Source organism: Pseudomonas putida (assembly GCF_002906855.1).
Lineage (GTDB): Bacteria > Pseudomonadota > Gammaproteobacteria > Pseudomonadales > Pseudomonadaceae > Aquipseudomonas > Aquipseudomonas putida_N.
The window spans coordinates 40,178-59,452 of the sequence record NZ_MINI01000048.1 but is presented as its reverse complement, the minus strand read 5'-3'; the positions used below and the strand labels follow the sequence as shown (position 1 = coordinate 59,452).

15 protein-coding genes, 3 tRNA genes and 2 pseudogenes are annotated in these 19,275 nt (G+C 61.6%); 11 read left to right on the top strand and 9 right to left on the bottom strand.

Annotation, left to right across the window (positions count from 1 at the left end; all coding sequences use genetic code 11):
• Positions 1 to 1,332 (top strand): annotated as a pseudogene (locus tag BGP85_RS22760) (KUP/HAK/KT family potassium transporter); the annotation flags it as partial.
• A 225-nt stretch (positions 1,333 to 1,557) separates the two neighbouring features.
• Positions 1,558 to 2,124 (top strand): annotated as a pseudogene (locus BGP85_RS22755) (KUP/HAK/KT family potassium transporter); the annotation flags it as partial.
• A 33-nt stretch (positions 2,125 to 2,157) separates the two neighbouring features.
• Here the strand turns inward: BGP85_RS22755 and BGP85_RS22750 are convergent.
• The 5 genes from BGP85_RS22750 to BGP85_RS22730 form a co-directional block, all read right to left on the bottom strand.
• On the bottom strand, positions 2,158 to 3,450 hold the full coding sequence (locus BGP85_RS22750) for a virulence factor family protein (protein ID WP_103445290.1): 1,293 nt from the start codon (positions 3,448 to 3,450) through the stop codon (positions 2,158 to 2,160).
• Positions 3,450 to 6,008 (bottom strand): bifunctional lysylphosphatidylglycerol flippase/synthetase MprF, encoded by a 2,559-nt coding sequence (gene mprF / locus BGP85_RS22745; RefSeq protein WP_374755341.1) that lies wholly within the window; start codon positions 6,006 to 6,008, stop codon positions 3,450 to 3,452. Before mprF ends, BGP85_RS22750 begins: the two co-directional genes overlap by 1 nt.
• A gap of 332 nt (positions 6,009 to 6,340) precedes the next feature.
• Positions 6,341 to 6,417 (bottom strand) — tRNA-Met (locus BGP85_RS22740).
• A gap of 133 nt (positions 6,418 to 6,550) precedes the next feature.
• Positions 6,551 to 6,627, bottom strand: a tRNA-Met gene (locus tag BGP85_RS22735).
• Positions 6,628 to 6,763: 136 nt separating this feature from the next.
• Positions 6,764 to 6,840: transfer RNA gene (locus tag BGP85_RS22730), tRNA-Met, on the bottom strand.
• A 208-nt stretch (positions 6,841 to 7,048) separates the two neighbouring features.
• On the opposite strand from BGP85_RS22730, the gene dinB reads away from it, so the two are divergent.
• Positions 7,049 to 8,107: a DNA polymerase IV gene (dinB, locus tag BGP85_RS22725; protein ID WP_181004446.1), complete on the top strand. Its 1,059-nt coding sequence runs from the start codon at positions 7,049 to 7,051 to the stop codon at positions 8,105 to 8,107.
• A 33-nt stretch (positions 8,108 to 8,140) separates the two neighbouring features.
• Here the strand turns inward: dinB and BGP85_RS22720 are convergent, their stop codons facing one another.
• From BGP85_RS22720 to BGP85_RS22710, 3 genes are all read right to left on the bottom strand, one after another.
• Positions 8,141 to 9,094 (bottom strand): hypothetical protein, encoded by a 954-nt coding sequence (locus BGP85_RS22720; RefSeq protein ID WP_103445287.1) that lies wholly within the window; start codon positions 9,092 to 9,094, stop codon positions 8,141 to 8,143.
• A 20-nt stretch (positions 9,095 to 9,114) separates the two neighbouring features.
• Entirely contained in the window at positions 9,115 to 10,830 is a 1,716-nt protein-coding gene (locus BGP85_RS22715) for a proline--tRNA ligase (RefSeq protein ID WP_103445286.1), read from the bottom strand.
• 160 nt (positions 10,831 to 10,990) lie between these two features.
• Positions 10,991 to 12,265: an OprD family porin gene (locus tag BGP85_RS22710; protein WP_103445285.1), complete on the bottom strand. Its 1,275-nt coding sequence runs from the start codon at positions 12,263 to 12,265 to the stop codon at positions 10,991 to 10,993.
• Between the two features lie 739 nt (positions 12,266 to 13,004).
• Between BGP85_RS22710 and BGP85_RS22705 the strand changes: the two genes are divergently transcribed.
• Together BGP85_RS22705 and BGP85_RS22700 are read left to right on the top strand one after the other, a co-directional pair.
• On the top strand, positions 13,005 to 13,424 hold the full coding sequence (locus BGP85_RS22705; protein WP_103445284.1) for an HIT family protein: 420 nt from the start codon (positions 13,005 to 13,007) through the stop codon (positions 13,422 to 13,424).
• A 1-nt stretch (position 13,425) separates the two neighbouring features.
• Positions 13,426 to 13,632 carry a SlyX family protein gene (locus BGP85_RS22700; RefSeq protein WP_103445283.1) on the top strand — a complete coding sequence of 69 codons (207 nt, stop codon included), beginning with the start codon at positions 13,426 to 13,428 and terminating at the stop codon, positions 13,630 to 13,632.
• A gap of 39 nt (positions 13,633 to 13,671) precedes the next feature.
• Here the strand turns inward: BGP85_RS22700 and BGP85_RS29470 are convergent, their stop codons facing one another.
• On the bottom strand, positions 13,672 to 14,265 hold the full coding sequence (locus tag BGP85_RS29470) for a cold-shock protein (protein ID WP_103445282.1): 594 nt from the start codon (positions 14,263 to 14,265) through the stop codon (positions 13,672 to 13,674).
• Between the two features lie 277 nt (positions 14,266 to 14,542).
• Here BGP85_RS29470 and BGP85_RS22690 point away from each other — a divergent pair, with 277 nt between their 5' ends.
• The 6 genes from BGP85_RS22690 to ruvC all read left to right on the top strand — a co-directional run bounded on the left by BGP85_RS22690 (position 14,543) and on the right by ruvC (position 19,227).
• Positions 14,543 to 15,016: a Dps family protein gene (locus tag BGP85_RS22690; protein WP_103445281.1), complete on the top strand. Its 474-nt coding sequence runs from the start codon at positions 14,543 to 14,545 to the stop codon at positions 15,014 to 15,016.
• A gap of 150 nt (positions 15,017 to 15,166) precedes the next feature.
• A complete protein-coding gene (locus BGP85_RS22685) occupies positions 15,167 to 15,493 on the top strand; it encodes a ribbon-helix-helix domain-containing protein (RefSeq protein ID WP_103445280.1) in 327 nt (108 codons plus the stop codon).
• Between the two features lie 92 nt (positions 15,494 to 15,585).
• On the top strand, positions 15,586 to 15,807 hold the full coding sequence (locus BGP85_RS22680) for an FmdB family zinc ribbon protein (protein WP_027919960.1): 222 nt from the start codon (positions 15,586 to 15,588) through the stop codon (positions 15,805 to 15,807).
• A 94-nt stretch (positions 15,808 to 15,901) separates the two neighbouring features.
• On the top strand, positions 15,902 to 17,677 hold the full coding sequence (aspS, locus tag BGP85_RS22675) for an aspartate--tRNA ligase (RefSeq protein ID WP_027919959.1): 1,776 nt from the start codon (positions 15,902 to 15,904) through the stop codon (positions 17,675 to 17,677).
• Between the two features lie 109 nt (positions 17,678 to 17,786).
• Positions 17,787 to 18,533 carry a YebC/PmpR family DNA-binding transcriptional regulator gene (locus BGP85_RS22670; protein WP_103445279.1) on the top strand — a complete coding sequence of 249 codons (747 nt, stop codon included), beginning with the start codon at positions 17,787 to 17,789 and terminating at the stop codon, positions 18,531 to 18,533.
• A gap of 169 nt (positions 18,534 to 18,702) precedes the next feature.
• Positions 18,703 to 19,227, top strand: coding sequence for a crossover junction endodeoxyribonuclease RuvC (ruvC, locus tag BGP85_RS22665; protein WP_060510186.1), 525 nt, complete (start codon positions 18,703 to 18,705; stop codon positions 19,225 to 19,227).
• Positions 19,228 to 19,275: the final 48 nt, after the last annotated feature.

The following is a 19,275-nucleotide window of genomic DNA, read 5'->3' as shown; positions in this document are numbered from 1 at the left end:
ATGGTTCAGGCAAGCAGTCACGCCGAAGGCGGGCACGCGGGGAAGCAGGGTGCGACACGGTCGCTGGGGCTGCTCGTGGCAGCGGTCGGGGTAGTGTATGGCGATATCGGTACCAGCCCCTTGTATACCCTCAAAGAAGTCTTTACCGGCGGTTACGGGGTGCCGGTCAACCATGATGGTGTGCTGGGGATCCTCTCGCTGATCCTCTGGTCACTGCTGTGGGTGGTGTCGTTCAAGTACGTGATGTTCATCCTGCGCGCCGACAACCAGGGCGAGGGCGGTACGATGGCATTGACCGCGCTGGCGCGGCGGGCCACGGCGGCTTACCCGCGCCTGCGTTCGCTGATGGTTGTCTGCGGTCTGATCGGCGCCTCGCTGTTCTATGGCGACAGCATGATCACCCCTGCGGTCTCGGTGTTGTCCGCCGTAGAGGGCATGGGCCTGGCCTTCGAAGGGATCGACCACTGGGTGGTACCCATTTCGCTGGTGGTACTGGTGGGCTTGTTCCTGGTGCAGAAGCACGGCACCGACAAGATCGGCAAGCTGTTCGGCCCGATCATGGTGGTCTGGTTCCTCGCGCTCGCCGCGCTGGGGGCGCATGGCATTTCCCAGAGCCCGGAAGTGCTCAAGGCGTTCAACCCTGGTTGGGCGGTGAACTTCTTCATCGTCCACCCCGGCATGGGCGTGGCCATTCTCGGCGCCGTGGTGCTGGCGCTGACCGGTGCCGAGGCGCTGTATGCCGACATGGGCCACTTCGGACGCAAACCGATCGCCCGCGCCTGGTTCGCCCTGGTGCTGCCAGCACTGGTGCTCAATTACTTCGGCCAGGGCGCGATATTGCTGCAGAACCCTGATGCCGCCCGCAACCCGTTCTACCTGCTGGCGCCAGGCTGGGCGCTGTTGCCAATGGTCGGGCTGGCGACCATGGCCACGGTCATTGCCTCGCAGGCGGTGATTTCCGGGGCCTTCTCCCTGACCCGCCAGGCCATCCAGTTGGGCTATATCCCGCGCATGCAGATCCAGCACACCTCCAGCGACGAGCAGGGGCAGATCTACATCGGTGCGGTGAACTGGACGCTGATGGTCGGTGTGGTGCTGCTGGTGATCGGCTTCGAGTCCTCCGGCGCCCTGGCGGCAGCTTACGGTGTGGCTGTGACTGGGACCATGCTGATGACTACCATCCTGGTGTCGTCGGTGATGCTGCTGCTGTGGAAATGGCCACCGGTACTGATGGTGCCGATCCTGGTCGGTTTCCTCTTCGTTGATGGGCTGTTCTTCGCTGCCAACGTGCCGAAGATCGTCCAGGGCGGTGCCTTCCCGGTGCTGGCAGGCGGTGTGCTGTACCGTAACCGGCCAGCAAACACACCTTTCTGACCCCACCGCCAAAGGCGATGGTGTCCACCTATTTAAGTGGACACCACTTCTAGCCTTTTAAGAGGGTCTTTCATGATGTGCTGATGCGGCTGCCGACGCAGCGCGCCAGTGAGATCGCCGAGTTGTTGCCGCATAACTGGCTGCCGTTACGCAACCTGTAATGCCCGTTCGCTTACGCTGTACCTGCTGATGAGCACCTGGAAGCGCGGCAAGCAGATCCTGGTGGAGCGTATCGATGAAGGTGGGCTGCCACTGCCGGTGTTCATCAGCAGCATCCGCGTGCAGCCGCCGCATCGGGTCGAGGGCACGGCGGTGTTCCTGACGGCGCGGGCAGATGCGGTGCCTCATGCGCTGTTGCACAACATGCTGCATAACCAGGTGCTGCACAGCCAGGTGGTGCTGCTGACGGTGGTCAGTGAAGACCGCCCCCGGGTGCCAGAGCAGGAGCGTTTCGAGGTTGAGGCCTATGGCGATGGTTTCTTCCGCGTGTTGCTGCACTTTGGCTTCATGGATGAGCCGGATGTGCCAGCGGCGTTGCGGCTGTGTCACCTGGACGAACTGGATTTCAGCCCGATGCGTACCACCTACTTCCTGAGCCGGGAAACGGTGATTGCGTCGCGTCTGGAGGGGATGTCGCGCTGGCGGGGCAACCTGTTCGCGTTCTTGCTGAAGAATGCCAACGGTAACTTGCGCTTCTTCAACCTGCCGTTGAACAGAGTGATCGAGCTGGGGACTCAGGTCGAGATCTGAGTAATCGGGGCCGCAAAGCGGCCCCAATCATTTTCAGTTCTGTGCAGCGACGCTGGACTTGCCCTGGCGGGTCTCGATCTCGTCGATCAGGCGCTTGGCCAGCGCCGGGTAGTTCTCGTCGAAGTGGTGGCCGCCTGGCAGCTTCATGCGTTCGCCCACTGCAGTCTTGTCGGTGCAACCGCTTTCGTCGGTCTCTTCGATACCGTACACGCAGACCACCTTGGACGCCGGCAGCCTGGCCATTTCCGGCCCGGTAGGCGCTTCCTGGCCTTCCTTGCCCAACCAGCCCTCAACCTCGATCTCGAAGCTGCCGCTACGGGCGAACGCCAGCAGTACGACCGCGTCGATACGCTGTTGGTCTTCGGCCGGCAGGCGGTTGTAGATGGCCGGTAGCACGTCGGCGCCGAACGAATAGCCGGTCAGCACGAAACGCTTGGTGCCCCACTTCTGACGGTAGTGCTGCATCAGTTCGGACAGGTCGGCGGCGCTTTGCTCCGGGGTCTTGTGCTGCCAGTAGTAGCGTAGGGTGTCGATACCGACCACCGGGTAGCCGAGCTTGGCCATTTCACCGGCCACATCGCGGTCCAGGTCGCGCCAGCCGCCGTCACCGGAAAGGAACAGGGTGACGGTGTCGGTGGTCTGCCCGGCCGGGACTTCTACCACCGGGATGGCCAGGGCGTTGCCGTCGCGGCCGACCAGGGCCTGGGTCAGCTGGGCCTTGAGCACCTGTGGCAGGTGGATGTCATAGTCGCTGATACTGGTTTCGGCGTTGGCCTGGTCGCGCACGAAGGCAGCACTGGCATCGTCCGGGTTGTCGTTCCAGGCGACGTTCCAGTGGCCGTGGGCGGCCGACTTCGGCAGCTCGGCCTTGCAACCTGGTTGTTCCAGGGTGAAGTCGACGGAAATGGCCCGGGCCTTGTCGTCATTCTGGGTGGCCAGCCAGCGCCATGCCTGGGCTGCGCCAGGGCCGATGCCGGCGACCAGGGTTGGTTTGTCGGACAGCTGGGTCAGCGCCTGATCCATGGCCTGTTGCTGCTTGGTGCAGTCGTTCGGCGGCAGGATCACCTGCACCAGCTGCGCCTCGCCAGCCTGGCTCAGGTCCAGCAGCTGCTTGTCGGTCAGGGCCTGGTCCTGGGGCACGCCGATGGCGACCCGGGCCTTGGCGTGCACGCCCGGGGTGACGCGGATGATGCTGGTGTCATTCAGGGTCAACTGCTCCAGCCGTGCCTCGGGGGCAGGGCGTGCCCACAGCCAAAAGCCCGCAGCGCCGGCCAGGGCGGCCAGCAGCAGGGGAATAAGTACGTACAGCCAATAGCGTCGGATCATCAACGTTTCACCAATCCAGTCAGGCCGCCGGCAATCAGGGCGGCAGTATCGGCCAATGCCACCAGCGGGTCGAGCCCGGCCGGCACGGCCATGTAACGAGGTTCCCAGTCCGGCTGGAACTTGTCCTTGAAGCGCCGCAGGCCTTGGAAGTTGTAGAGCTGCTCGCCACGGCGGAACACCATCGAGCCCAGGCGCTGGGTCAAGGGGGCGCCGCGGCGTGGCTGCAGGCCGGAAAGCGGCACCATGCCCAGGCTGAAGCGGCCGTAGTCATGGCTTTTGTAATGCAGGATCAAGCCGATCATCATGAATTCCATGGTCAGCTTCGGCGCTTCTGGGTGCGCGCGCATCAGGTCGAGGCTGGCCAGTTCGTTGCTGTGGGTTTCCAGCAGGTTGGCGAAGGCCACCGGCCGGCCCTGGAAACGAATCAGGGCGATACGGAAGTGCTGCAGGTACTCAGGGCTGAAGCGCCCCAACGAGAAGCCTTTCTCGCGTACGTTCTTGCCGCCAAGCCAGGCGTCGGAGATTTCCTTGAGCTCGGCCAATGGCGCCTGGCCGGGTTCGTGGATCTCCAGGCTCAGGCCATCCCGGCCGCCACGGTTCCAGGTGTAGCGCAGGTCCTTCATTTCCTTGCCCTTGGCTTCGAGGTCGAAGCGGCGCAGGTCGACCCGCGCTTCCTCGCCCAGCTTCAGGGCGGTCAGACCAATGTCCATGTAGAACGGCAGGTTCTCCGCGCGCACCTGGTAGAACACCGGGCGGGCGTGGTGCAGGTCACACAGGTCACGGAACTGCCAGATCATCTCGGCGCGTTCCAGGGCCGGGCCGATCGGGTCATACAGCGCCACCAGGCTACGGCCGCGACGGGCGTACATGAGGAAGGCATTGTCGCTGGGGTGGAACAGCAATGCCTTGTCGCCGGTCAGTGCGAGGCCGCCGTCGGGCTGGTCGGAGGCAAGCAGGATACGGTTGGCGCGCTGCAGCTCGACGTCGTCAGGCAGGTGAATGACCGGGCGGGCGGTGCGCAGCAGCCAGGTCAGGGCGACGATCACCAGCAGCACCGCGCTGCCCAAGGCAGCGCGCAGGCCGCGCGGGGCGTCGGCGTCGAGGGTGAACTGCCACCACAGCTTGTGGGTATAGGGTACATCCTGGTAGGCGAACAGCAGCAGCCACACTGAAGCGCCGACCACGCAGGCGCTGGCCACCAGGTACACCGGTGAGAACGGCAGTTCGAGTAGCCGGCTCGGCCGGTAGAACGAGCGGCGGAAAATGGCCAGCAGGGCAGCGGTCAGGGTCAGCAGGCTGGCTTCTTCCCAGTCGAAGCCTTTGAGGATCGACAGCAGCGCGCCGACCAGCAGCAACACAGTGGTCAGCAGCCAGGCTGCCGAAAGGCGCCGACGCAGGCCCTGGGCCAGCAGCAGGCAGAGCACGCCGATCAGGCTGGCGCCGAAGTGTGAGGCATCGATCAACCGGTGTGGCACAAGGAAGCCCATGTGCTCCAGGCGCGTGTCGATTTCCGGGGTGGCGCCGGAGAACAGCAGCACCACGCCCGACAGGAACACCAGAATCGCCAGGATCGGTGCGCCGAGGCCCGAGGCCGCCTTGATAGCTTGCTGGGCGAACAGCAGGCGGCGTGCTTCGTTGGCCAGCAGCAGCACGCAGGCCAGCAGCAGCGGCAGCACCACGTAGATCAGCCGGTACAGGAGCAGGGCGGCGGCCAGTGGCGCGGCGCCAAGCTGGTCGGCGAAGGCGGCCAGGAGGATCGCTTCGAACACCCCGACGCCACCTGGTACATGGCTGAGCACACCAGCGGCCAAGGCCAGCAGGTAGACCAGCACGAAGGCACCGAAAGGAGGCGCTTGCGGCAGCAGCAGGTAAAGCACGGTGGCTGCGGCGGCCACGTCCAGCGCGGTGATCAGCAGCTGTAGGGCCGCCAGGCGGCCACCGGGCAGGCGCAGGGTGCGACGGCCCAGCTGGACCAGCAGGTTGTCGGCCAGCGGTTGTTCCGGCAGGCGACGGCGATACAGCCCGATCACCAGCAGGGCGGTGATGGCCAGAACGGCGATGGCGATGCCGGCCAGCACTGTCGAAGGCAAGCGCAGGGCGGTTGCTGCTGCCGGCAGGTTGCTCAAGGTGGCCAGCGCCGCCAGTGGTGGCAGTGCGCACCCCAGGGACAGGCTGGCAAACACGGTCATGCGTGCCACTTCGGCGGCACCAAGGCCCTGACGAGCATACAAACGGTAGCGCACCGAGCCACCCGAGAGCATCGACAGGCCGATCGCGTTACCAATGGCAAAGGCGCTGAAACCGCCCATCACCAAGGTTTGCGGGGGCAGTTTGACGGCCGCGTAACGGCTGGCCGACCACTCATAGCCCAGCAGGATCACGAAGCCTGCCACTGTCGCCAGAAGGGCACCGATCAACGATTTTGCCGGGACGTCGAGCATGGCATCGTGCAGGGCATAGATGTCCAGTTCGCTCAGCAGATGCCGACACGCGATCAGCGCCATGGCAAACAGCAGCAAGGTCACGGCCAGGCCAATCGGCTGGCGGTAACGGCTCATTCGTTCCAGCCAAGGCAAGCGCTGGGCGGCAGTCGGCAGTGCCGAGGCGAGTGGCACCTGGGGTTCGGGGGTGTGCGATGTCATGAGATGCCTCGGGCGTGGTGCGCGAGGAGGGGAAGAGCTGCGGCCAAGTGAAAGTCCCTTTGGTGAACGTATCCAGATATTACTCCGGGCAACGTTACTTTCAGTCGTCCGGCAGTGTTAAAGATAGTTCATCCTCAAGACGACACCTCAAACGAGCGGGTTTGGGTGTAGTACGAGGATTTATCAGGCGACGAAATGCAACAAACCCCGCACTGCTGTTACGCAGGCGGGGTTTGTTCTGACGAATATGGTTGCGGGAGCCGGATTTGAACCGACGACCTTCGGGTTATGAGCCCGACGAGCTACCAGGCTGCTCCATCCCGCGTCAGAGGGGCGTATTCTATAGATTCGGACGGCCAAGTCAAGAACTAACTGCACAATGGATAACAATTGTTTCAGGTCTTGAATTCCAGGCAAAGAAAAAGGCCACTGCGTTAACAGTGGCCTTTTCTCGAATCTGGTTGCGGGAGCCGGATTTGAACCGACGACCTTCGGGTTATGAGCCCGACGAGCTACCAGGCTGCTCCATCCCGCGCCTGTGGGATCGAATTCTACAGCTTAAGCACTGAGTGTCAAGCTTTACTTGTTGATTTGTTTGATTTTTCTTTCGCCGATTAAAATCGAAGCAAAAGAAAAAGGCCACTGTGTTAACAGTGGCCTTTTCTCGAATCTGGTTGCGGGAGCCGGATTTGAACCGACGACCTTCGGGTTATGAGCCCGACGAGCTACCAGGCTGCTCCATCCCGCGCCTGTGAGATCGAATTCTACGGATTTCCGTGCTCATGTCAAGCGATATTGTAGAAAACCCTTTTTCGTTCAATCCCTTAGCGACCATGCCTGGCTGCGGATCAGGCGCGACGGGGCTTGCAAGCCGATTATCGAAGCAGGCTGTCTCAGCGTTAGCGGCATGCGCTACTATCTGTATGAATTTACAGTGGTGTCCATCATCAGTGTCTCTGCGCAAGATCATCCACATCGACTGCGATTGCTTTTACGCCTCTATCGAGATGCGTGACGACCCGCGCCTGGCCGGTCGCCCCATGGCGGTCGGTGGTTCCCCGGACCGGCGCGGGGTAATTGCCACCTGCAATTATGAAGCGCGTGCCTATGGAGTGCGTTCCGCCATGTCGTCGCGGCATGCCCTCAAGCTTTGCCCGGACCTGGAAATCGTCAAGCCGCGCTTTGAGGCTTACCGGGAAGCGTCGCGCGAGATTCACGCCATTTTTCGTGACTACACCGATTTGATCGAGCCGTTGTCGCTGGATGAGGCGTACCTGGATGTCAGTGAAAGCCAGTGGTATGCCGGCAGTGCCACGCGAATCGCCGAGGACATTCGCCGACGGGTAGCCCGTACCCTGCATATCACGGTATCTGCGGGGGTGGCCCCGAACAAGTTCCTGGCCAAGATCGCTAGCGACTGGCGTAAGCCTAACGGCATCTTCGTGATTACCCCGGAGCAGGTCGAGGCCTTTGTGGCTGCCTTGCCTGTGGCCAAGCTGCATGGTGTGGGCAAGGTGACTGCAGACAAGTTGAACCGCCTGGGTATCGACACCTGTCTTGACTTGCGTGAATGGTCGCGGCTGGCGCTGGCACGTGAATTCGGCAGTTTTGGCGAGCGGCTCTGGGGGTTGGCTCGGGGGATCGATGAGCGTGCGGTTCACAACGATAGCCGCAGGCAGTCGGTCAGTGTGGAGAACACCTATGACAACGACCTGCCAGATCTGGACAGCTGCCTCGAACGTTTGCCTGAGCTGCTGGCCAGCCTTAATGAGCGGATTGAACGGATGGACAGCAGTTACCGGCCCGACAAGCCCTTCGTAAAGGTAAAGTTTCATGACTTCAGCCAGACCACCCTGGAGCAAGCGGGGGCGGGTAGGGACCTGGAAAGCTACCGTCAGTTGCTGCGCCAGGCGTTCGCCCGGGGTGGCAAGCCGGTGCGCTTGCTGGGGGTAGGGGTGAGGCTACGGGATTTGCGCGGGGCGCATGAGCAGTTGGAGCTGTTCCCAGGCAATTGAAAAGGGGCCGTAAAAACGGCCCCTTCTTTATAGTTACTGCACGCCGGGATCAGCGACCAACCGGCCAGTGGCCTTGGTCAGTGCCGACAGGAATTCCTGCTGAAGCTCCGGATCGTTGCGTGTCAGCTCGATCAGGCTTTGCTCCATTTCGCTGGCTTCCTCTTCCAGGCCCAGCTCGGACAAGCGCTTGACCCGGTGTACCCACTGGCCGACATCGTCATCCTCGAGGTCATCGAAGATCAGCTCATGAGCCTCACGCAGCTTGTTGCGCAAGGTGGCGCTGACCAGCAAGCTGGCATCGCCACGGATCGCGTTGTCCTCATCAACCACCTGCAGGTGCAAGGTGCCGACGTGGTTCAGGTGCTGTTCCGAGAACGGGCTGTCCAGCAGGTTCAGGCGCAGCACGCCGTTCCTGTCGGTGGTCAGTTCGTGGGTCATCTTGCCCGCCTTGACCTCGACCAGGCGTTCGCTCCAGGGCACGCTGGTGAACTCTTCGCGCTTGTCCTTCTGCACTTCGCTGATGCCCGCCAGGTTTTGCTGGGCGCGGCCATTGGACGGCGTGTTCATGAACGGGTTGAGGCCGTCCACGCCGTAGCTGAGCCAGTCGTGGGTCATGCTCTGCGGCAGGTTGCCGAGGGCGAACACGTTGACCACGTTGGCGCCAATGCCAGCGACCACGGCTACCGCGCCGAGCGGGATCTCGTAGATCTCCCGCCACGGTTGGTAAGGTGTGTAGCGGTCGTAGCGGCGGGTGACCTCGTATTCGGTGACCTCGAAACGCTTCTGCTCATGGATGCGCACACGCCGTTGCGGAAGCTCCATCACCTTCGGCTCGCCGACATCGATCTGCAAGGTATGTTCGAGCAGCTTTCGCTCGACACGCTCCTCATGATCGCTGCGCTGGGACATCTGGTTGGCGCAACCGCTGGCGAGCAGGGCGCCGCACAGTGCGGCGCCCCCCAGGGTATAGGTACTTCGCTTGGACATGATTACTCGTGCATTGATTATCAGCGGCGAACGCGGGCCTGCAGGAAGGTCAGCACTTCATTGAGCGGCAGCTGTTGGGCTTCCGACTCGGTGCGGTGCTTGTACTCCAGGTTGCCGTCGGCCAGGCCGCGGTCGCTGACGACGATGCGGTGTGGAATGCCGATCAGCTCCATGTCGGCGAACTTGATGCCGGGGCTGGTCTTCTTGTCGCGGTCGTCCAGCAGCACCTCGTAGCCGGCTGCGGTCAGTTCGGCGTACAGCTTGTCGGTTGCCTCGCGGACTACCTCGGTTTCGTAACGCAGCGGTACCAGAGCGATCTGGAACGGTGCCAGGGCGTCGTTCCAGATGATGCCCTTGTCGTCGTAGCTCTGCTCGATGGCGGCGGCGACTACGCGGGATACGCCAATGCCGTAGCAGCCCATGGACAGTATGACCGGCTTGCCGTTCTCACCCAGGACCTGGCACTTGAGAGCCTCGCTGTACTTGGTGCCGAGCTGGAAGATATGGCCGACTTCGATGCCGCGCTTGATCACCAGGGTGCCCTGGCCATCCGGGCTTGGGTCGCCTTCGACGACATTGCGCAGGTCGGCAACCTGTGGAACGGGCAGGTCACGTTCCCAGTTCACGCCGAAGTAGTGCTTGTCGTCGATGTTGGCACCGATGGCGAAGTCGCTCATCAGGGCGACCGAGCGGTCGATCACGATTTCCAGTGGCAGGTTCAGCGGGCCGAGCGAACCGGCACCGGCACCAATGGCCTCGCGCAGTTCGGCGTCGGTGGCCATGACCAGCGGGTCGGCAACCTGTTCCAGCTTGGCGGCCTTGATTTCGTTGAGCTCATGGTCGCCACGGACGATCAGGGCGACCAGCTTGCCTTCTTCGGCGCCGCGCACGATCAGGGTCTTGACGGTCTTTTCGATCGCCAGGCCGTGGTTTTCCACCAGTTGGGCGATGGTCTTGGCTTCCGGCGTGTCGACCAGGCGCAGTTCCTCGGTAGGAGCAGGGCGCACGGTTTCACGCGGGATGGCTTCGGCCTTCTCGATGTTGGCGGCGTAGTCGGAGCTGTCGCTGAAGATCACGTCGTCTTCGCCCGACTCGGCCAGGACGTGGAATTCGTGGGAGTAGCTGCCACCGATGGAGCCGGTGTCGGCCTGCACTGGGCGGAAGTCCAGGCCCAGGCGGGTAAAGACGTTGGTGTACGCCTGGTGCATGCGGTCGTAGGTTTCCTGCAGGGAAGCCTGGTCGGCATGGAATGAGTAGGCGTCCTTCATGATGAATTCGCGGCCGCGCATCAGGCCGAAGCGTGGGCGAATCTCGTCACGGAACTTGGTCTGGATCTGGTACATGTTGAGCGGCAGCTGTTTATAGCTGGACAGCTCGTTGCGGGCCAGGTCGGTAATCACTTCTTCGTGGGTCGGGCCGACGCAAAAATCACGCTGGTGGCGGTCTTTCAGGCGCAGCAGCTCAGGACCGTACTGTTCCCAGCGGCCGGATTCCTGCCACAGCTCGGCAGGCTGGATGCTTGGCATCAGCACTTCCAGGGCGCCGGCGGCGTTCATTTCCTCGCGCACAACGTTTTCGACCTTGCGCATCACCCGCAGGCCCATCGGCAGCCAGGTGTACAGGCCGGAGGCCAGTTTGCGGATCATGCCGGCACGCAGCATGAGCTGATGGCTGATGACCACTGCGTCGGCAGGGGTTTCTTTCTGGGTGGCGAGCAAATATTGACTGGTGCGCATGGTTAGCCGTGTCGATTGCCTAAGACGTTGAAATAGCCCCGCATTGTACGGGGGCGAAACGAAGGCGTACAGAATGCCCCAGGGCGTGGCAGTTGTCAGCCAAGAAAAAGCCCGGCAAGTGTGCCGGGCTTTTTCAGGTGCGGGGCACTATAAGCCAGGCTTACAGGATGCTCAGCGGGTACTCGACGATCAGGCGCAGTTCGTCGATCGAGCTGGAACCGTAGTAGACGCCGTCGCTGGAGCGGTAGGTAGCCTGGCGAACGCGGAAGCTCAGGTCTTTAGCCGGGCCTTCCTGCAGTACGTACTTGACGTCTACGTCGCGTTCCCATTCCTTGCCATTGCTGGTGGAACCGGTGTTGGCATCGCTACCACGCACGTAACGGGTCATGAAGGTCAGGCCTGGTACGCCGAACTCGGCGAAGTTCAGGTCGTAGCGAGCCTGCCAGGATTTTTCGTCTTCAGCGTTGAAGTCGGAACGGGCCACGGAGTTGGCCAGGAAGATGGTACCACCACCGTCCACGCCGTAACCGTAGTCACCGTCACCGTGGACCTTCTGGTAGGCCAGGGTGAAGGTGTGAGCGCCGATGTTGTAGGCGCCCGACAGGCTGTAGGCCTGGTTGTCGAGCTTGGTCACGCCATCTTTCTCGGCGCGCTGCAGGCCTTGGCCATCGCTCTTGGTGTCATAGATGTTGAAGTCGAACACCAGGCCCTGTTTGTCCGAGAGCGGCAGCGCCCAGTTCAGGTTGGCGTAGTACTTGCGCCAGTAGTCTTCAACCTTGGAGTAGTACAGGCTGGTGGACAGGTTGTCGGTGAAGGCGTAGGTGCCACCGAGAACGTCGGCCTGCTTCAAGTGCAGGCTGTCATGGAACGTCTGGGACTGGGCGTTCAGCGCGGTAAAGTGACCGGCGTTCAGGGTCAGGCCCTTGATTTCGTTGCTGGTGATCAGTGCGCCTTGAGCCACTTCTGGCAGCAGGCGGCTGTCATCGGTCGCGAGCACTGGCAGGGCAGTGAACTGGTCGCCGACTTTCAGTACGGTATCGGAGATGCGCAGCTTGACCGCAGCGCCGCCTTCGGAGAACTCGTCCTGCGCACGGCCGTCGGCGTCAGTCGGGAACTGACCGGTGCTGTGGCGACCCTTGCCGCTGTCCAGTTTCACGCCGAGCATGCCGATGGCATCGACGCCCACGCCGATAACGCCTTGGGTGAAGCCCGACTCGTAAGTGCCGAGGAAGCCGAGGCCGGTTTCTTCAACGCGGCTCTGGGTGCCTGGCTCGTTGTTACGGAAGTCGCGGCTGAAGTACAGCATGCGAGTCTTGACGTTCAGCTTGCTGTCTTCGAGGAAACCCTTGGAATCGTCCTGGGACGAGGCAACGGCCATCTGCGAGGTCCCTGCCGCAACGGCCAGGGCGATCATGCTCCACTTCATCACGCGCATCGTGATTTGCTCCTTTGGTTTTTAGGAAGAGTACCGCTGCGCCCAAGTCTTTTAGTTATATGGGGCAGCTCTTTCTTGTTATGTCGGCGGAAATGTATAGCACGCTGACTGTTGTTGGCGATATGGCAAAAATCATCCTTTCGGGAACTTTATTGCCGTGTCGCTTTTAAGTATCTCCATGTCGCAAATCACGTCCCGATTAACCGGGCCGTACAACGCCAGCGCTGTTCCTTAGCCGTAACGATTCTGTAACTTCAGATTCTGGCTGGGGAAACTCCCTGGTGTACCCAATTTCGCTGTTGTTATTTGTCGCGTCACCCGGTCAATGCAGGTGTCGTGCCGACTTGGCGTGGAGAGAATGCAACAAGCGTGCTCAAAATTAACAACGGTTCATGAAATTTTCACAGTAACCGCTGCCAAAGGTCGGAAAGTACCGAAAACACGGGGCGGGATTTGTCTGATGGTGTGCCAGCTTCAATGTGCAGGGTAAAAGAAAAAGCTGTCATAAAAGTCAATGTGTTACCGACAACTGTTGATCCTGAGTCATTGATGTGGGTAGAAGCGTAGTGGCGCACACTTTTGTGGCCTCATTTTGGTGCGAAAAGTAGCGCTGTGTTACCGCCGTTGTGCAAGTCGTGGAGATTCATGAGCTTAAAGCGTGCAGCCGTGCGTCTGGCGCATGCTGGCGCGGGCGAAGCAGAGTATCCTTGGCGCATATGATTATTGTTGGAGATTGATCGTGTTTGATATGGATTCGCGTTTGCAGCAGGACTCCCTGGTGCTGGGTGACTTTCCGCTGTGCCGTCTGCTGCTCAGCAAGGATGCCAATTACCCATGGTTCATCCTGGTGCCCAAGCGTGCAGGTGTGAGCGAACTGTTCGACCTGAGTCAGGAAGACCAGGCGCAACTGTGGAAGGAAACCACCTACCTGGCCGAAGCGCTCAAGCGCGAATTCGCAGCAGACAAGATGAACGTTGCCACCCTGGGTAACGTGGTCAGCCAATTGCACATGCATGTCATCGTCCGCCACCACGGCGACGCAGCCTGGCCAGCGCCGGTTTGGGGCAAGGTGCCGGCCGTCGGGTATGCGCCGGAGCAGGTAGATGCCATTCGTCAGCGTCTGCGGGCGTTGCTGACCCACGATTACCAGGGGGCCTGACATGTCGGCAGAGTTGCGCATCATCGAGCTGGAAACCCGTCAGGCATTCCAGGACGACACGATCCAGGCGCTGAATGATGTGGTGGTCGAGCAGGGGCGGGTCATCGAACGCCTGCAGCTGCAGGTGGCCGAACTGATCAAGCGTTATGAAGAGATGGTCGGGCAGTACGGCAGTGAAGGGGAAGAGGCGCCGCCACCTCATTACTGACAAGTCGCCGCCCTGGGCTTGCCCCAGGGCGGCGCAGGGTCAGCGGCGGTTCACCGCGACCACGTCTTCGGCCTGCAGGCCTTTGTCGCGGTGCATCACCGAGAACTCCACGCGCTGGCCTTCGACCAGAATGCGGTGGCCCTCGCCGCGGATGGCGCGGAAGTGGACAAAGATGTCATCGCCCGAATCTCGGGAAATGAAACCGAAGCCCTTGGAGGTGTTGAACCACTTCACGGTGCCGGTATCACGCTTGCCGGCTTCCAGTGATGCCCCTTGGCTGGCGCGGGCCTTCTTGCCGCTGCGGGCGAAACCGGCTACCAGGTGCAGGGCGACGGCCAGTGTGGCGCAGACCAGCGCCGCCAGGTTGCCCATTTCCGGGCGCGCCAGCAGGGTCAGGGTCTGCAGGACCACGGCCACCACCAGCAGGGCGCAGGCCAGGTATTGCAGTTGTTGCCGCGCACCGCGGTAATACAGGGGCACGACCGGGGCCAGCAGTAGGTTGAGCAGGCCGAGCAGGGTCAGATGGACCGCGTCGGGTTGCTGCAGGAAGGGTGTTGCGTCGGGTTTGAGGCTGGGCATGAGCGATAGCAGCAAAGCCGCAACGCCCGTCACCAGATGGACGATCTTGAACATGGGTTGGCTCACAGTTGATAAGGCCGATCACAGGAAGAGCTGGCGGCACGGTGCGCATGAGGTGTAAAGCGCGAACACGTGGAGGCCAGCCTATGCACCCGGCAATGACAGTCCGCACGGGTGGCACAGTGCCTATTTAACAGCAAAGGCGGGGGCTTCTCAAACCGCAGGCGGCAGGTGCCGATGGCTTGCCTTGGGTCATGGGCAGATTGCGCCAAGTATTGATACAGTGTGTCGGGCCCGCTTGATCATCAAGCCTTATGGAAAGGGGAACTTCATGGCAATCGATATCGGTATCAGTGAAGAAGATCGCAAGTCCATCGTCGAAGGGCTTTCCCGCCTGTTGTCGGATACCTATGTGCTGTATCTGAAAACCCATAACTTCCACTGGAACGTCACCGGTCCGTCGTTCCGCACCCTGCACCTGATGTTCGAGGAACAGTACAACGAACTGGCGCTGGCGGTTGATTCGATCGCCGAACGGATTCGCGCGCTGGGCTTCCCGGCACCAGGCTCGTACGCCTTTTATGCGCGACACTCCTCGATCAAGGAAGAAGAGGGTGTTCCGCCCGCAGACGAGATGATCCGCCAGCTGGTGCAGGGGCAAGAGGCCGTGGTGCGTACTGCCCGCAGCATCTTCCCGGTGGTCGACAAGGTTAGCGACGAGCCGACCGCTGATCTGCTGACCCAGCGCATGCAGGTGCATGAAAAGACGGCCTGGATGCTGCGGGTGCTGCTCGACGGTAAGTAATCAGTTAATACTGTAGGACTTGTCCGTAGGCCCGACTGAATCCGCTTCAGTCGGGCCCTTTCGTTTGTGCGGGAAGACTTTGCCGCTGCTTTGGGCGCCTCGCTCAGCGCTTCATTGAGCCCCAGTTGAATGAACTGAGGAAGTGGCGCGATGCAAGCAATCAAGCGTGCGGTGAGGGCGGGGCACTGGCCTGGCAAGCAGTGCATCGACCCATTCAAGACCGACTTCGACATGTTGCAGACTCAACCTGTCTCGCGTTCGGTGCGATTGAATGGTTTTTCCACCTGCTTGCGCCTGGAGGCGGTGTATTGGGGTATCCTCGAGCAGATCGCTGCAGCGAACCAGTGCTCGGTCAGTGCCGTGCTCTCCTATGTCGATCGCGAAGTGCACTTGCGTCAGGGTGGGGTGCGCAACTTCAGCGGGCTGATCCGGGTGATCTGTGTCGCCTGGTTGCGTGATCCGCCGAGTGCACGCTGATCGCCCGGCGGGCTGCGCAGTGTCGGTTAACCATATATAATCCCGCTTTTTGCTGCCCCGGCAGCCAGCGTTGTGGTTGACGAGAGACGTTCATGCCCCTTTATGACTATCAATGTGCTTCCTGCGATCACCGGATGGAGGCGCTGCAGAAGATCAGCGCCGCGCCGCTGACCGACTGCCCGGCCTGTCAGGCGCCGGCATTGAAAAAATTGCTGTCGGTCCCCGGTTTTCGCCTGAGTGGCAATGGCTGGTACGAAACCGACTTCAAGACCGGGGCGAAAAAGAACCTGGCAGGCGGCGACAAGGCCGACTGAGTTGAATTGCAGTAGCCGGGTCTTGCAGTATTAGCCCTCCGGGCGGCCAAGGCCTCCAACGAATACACGAATCACGAGAAGCGAAACCACCATCATGATGCGCAGCCATTATTGCGGCCAACTGAACGAGAGCCTGGACGGCCAGGAAGTCACCCTTTGCGGCTGGGTCCATCGTCGCCGCGACCACGGCGGGGTGATCTTCCTCGACATCCGTGACCGCGAAGGCATGGCCCAGGTCGTGTTCGATCCGGATCGCGCCGAAACCTTCGCCGCCGCTGACCGCGTGCGCAGCGAGTACGTCGTGCAGATCACCGGCAAGGTGCGCAAGCGCCCGGACGGCGCAGTGAACGCCAACATGGCGTCCGGTGCCATCGAGATCCTCGGCTACCAGCTGAACGTGCTGAACGAAGCGGAAACCCCACCGTTCCCGCTGAACGAGTACTCCGATGTCGGCGAGGAAACCCGCCTGCGCTACCGCTTCATCGACCTGCGTCGCCCAGAAATGGCCGACAAGCTGCGCCTGCGTTCGCGCATCACCAGCAGCATCCGTCGTTTCCTCGATGAAAACGGCTTCCTTGACGTCGAAACCCCGATCCTCACCCGTGCCACTCCAGAAGGCGCGCGTGACTACCTGGTGCCGAGCCGTACCCACGCGGGCAGCTTCTTCGCCTTGCCGCAGTCGCCTCAGCTGTTCAAGCAGCTGCTGATGGTTGCCGGTTTCGACCGCTACTACCAGATCGCCAAGTGCTTCCGCGATGAAGACCTGCGTGCTGACCGCCAGCCGGAATTCACCCAGATCGACATCGAGACCAGCTTCCTCGACGAAGCCGAGATCATGGGCCTCACCGAGAGCATGATCCGCAAGCTGTTCAAGGAAGTGCTGGACCTGGAATTCGGCGAATTCCCGCACATGACCTTCGAAGAGGCCATGCGCCGCTACGGCTCCGACAAGCCTGACCTGCGTATCCCCCTGGAACTGGTCGACGTTGCCGACCAGCTGAAGGATGTTGACTTCAAGGTCTTCGCCGGCCCGGCCAACGATCCGAAGTGCCGCGTCACCGCCCTGCGCCTGCCAGGCGGCGCCAGCATGCCACGCAGCAAGATCGACGAGTACACCAAGTTCGTCGGCATCTACGGTGCCAAGGGCCTGGCCTACATCAAGGTCAACGAGCGCGCCAAAGGCGTCGAAGGCCTGCAGTCGCCGATCGTCAAGAACATCCCTGAGGCCAACCTCAACAACATCCTCGACCGCGTTGGCGCTGTCGATGGTGACATCGTGTTCTTCGGTGCCGACAAGTTCAAGGTCGTCAGTGAGGCCCTGGGCGCGCTACGTATCCGTCTGGGTCACGACTTCGAGCTGCTGACCTGCGAGTGGGCGCCGATGTGGGTCGTCGACTTCCCGATGTTCGAAGAAAACGAAGACGGCAGCTTCACCGCGCTGCACCACCCGTTCACCGCGCCGAAGTGCACCCCGGAAGAGCTCGAGGCCAACCCGGCCACCGCGCTGTCCCGTGCCTACGACATGGTCCTGAACGGTACCGAACTGGGTGGCGGTTCGATTCGTATCCACCGCAAAGAGATGCAGCAAGCGGTATTCCGTCTGCTGGGCATCGAGGCAGAAGAACAGGAAGAGAAGTTCGGCTTCCTGCTCGACGCCCTGAAGTTCGGTGCACCGCCTCACGGTGGCCTGGCCTTCGGCCTGGACCGTCTGGTCATGCTGATGACCGGCGCCCAGTCGATCCGTGAAGTGATCGCTTTCCCGAAAACCCAGAGCGCCGCGTGCGTCATGACCCAGGCCCCTGGCATGGTCGATGCCAAGGCCCTGCGCGAGCTGCACATCCGTCTGCGCGAGCAGACCAAGGTCGAGTAATCGGCCCCGGGCGCATCCTGGCGGGTGCGCCTCGGCGCTTCGGCGCAGTATTCCCACGTTCCGCCCTTCGGGGCGGAACCTGTTTCTGTTTCAAGGATTCGGAGTCGTTATGGCTGGTCATTCCAAGTGGGCGAACATCAAGCACCGCAAAGAGCGCCAGGATGCCAAGAGAGGCAAGATCTTCACCAAGTGGATCCGTGAGCTGACTGTCGCGGCCAAGCAGGGTGGTGCCGACCCAGGCTCCAACCCGCGCCTGCGCCTGGCGTTGGACAAGGCCCTGGGCGCTAACATGAGCCGTGACATCATCGATCGCGCCGTGGCCCGTGGTGCTGGCACCAACGAAAGCGACAACGTCGAAGAGCTCAGCTACGAAGGCTATGGCCCGGGTGGCGTGGCGATCATGGTCGAGGCCATGACCGACAACCGCAACCGGACCGCCGCCGCCGTGCGCCATGCCTTCACCAAGTGTGGCGGCAACCTCGGCACCGACGGCTCGGTGGCCTATCTGTTCGAACGCAAGGGCCAGATCAGCTTCGCCCCGGGCGTCGATGAAGATGCCTTGATGGAAGCTGCGATGGAGGCCGATGCCGACGACGTGGTGGCCAACGACGATGGTTCGTTCGAGGTGTTCACCTCGTTCAATAGCTTCTACGCCGTGCGTAACGCGCTGGAAGAGGCGGGCTTCAAGGCCGCCGACGCGGAAATCGTCATGCAGCCGACCACCAGCGCCGAACTGGACCAGGAGGGCGCCGAGAAGGTGCTCAAGCTGATCGACATGCTCGAAGACCTGGACGACGTGCAGAACGTCTACTCCAATGCGCAGATCTCCGACGAGATCATGGAAAAACTCGGCTAAGGTCTTCTGATCAATTTTGTCGGGGCTTTGAGTTTTGCTGTGCATGTGCCGGCCCCTTCGCGGGACAAGACCGCTCCTACAGGATGTGTGCAATACCTGTAGGAGCGGGCTTGTCCCGCGAAGGGGCCGGTACTGCTTGCACAAATGCTACTTCTAATTAACGGGCGCTATGACTCTGATTCTTGGTATCGACCCCGGCTCTCGTATCACCGGCTACGGTGTGGTCCGCCAGACCGCCCGTGGTTGCGAGTACGTGGCGTCGGGCTGCATCCGTACCGGCAGCGGCGAGCTGCCTGAGCGGTTGCAGATTGTTTTTCGCGGCGTCAGCGAGATCATCGCCCAGCACGGTCCGGTGACCATGGGCATCGAGCGGGTGTTCATGGCACGCAACGCCGATTCTGCGCTCAAGCTGGGCCAGGCTCGCGGTGCAGCTATCGTTGCTGCCGCTGAAGCCGGCCTGGAAATCGCCGAATACAGCGCCAGTCAGGTCAAGCAGGCCGTCGCCGGCAGCGGCGGGGCAAATAAAGAACAGGTGATGCTGATGGTCATGCATCTGCTCAAGCTGACCCAGAAGCCGCAAATCGACGCCTCCGACGCCCTGGCCATCGCCCTGTGCCATGCCCATACCCGCTCCAGTTTGGTGCCTCACGGCCTGGCCACGGCGCGGCGACGCGGCGGGCGCTTGCGTCTTTAAGCGCTTCATGCGCTGATACACATTTTGTTCGGGTGAAACGTTCACCCG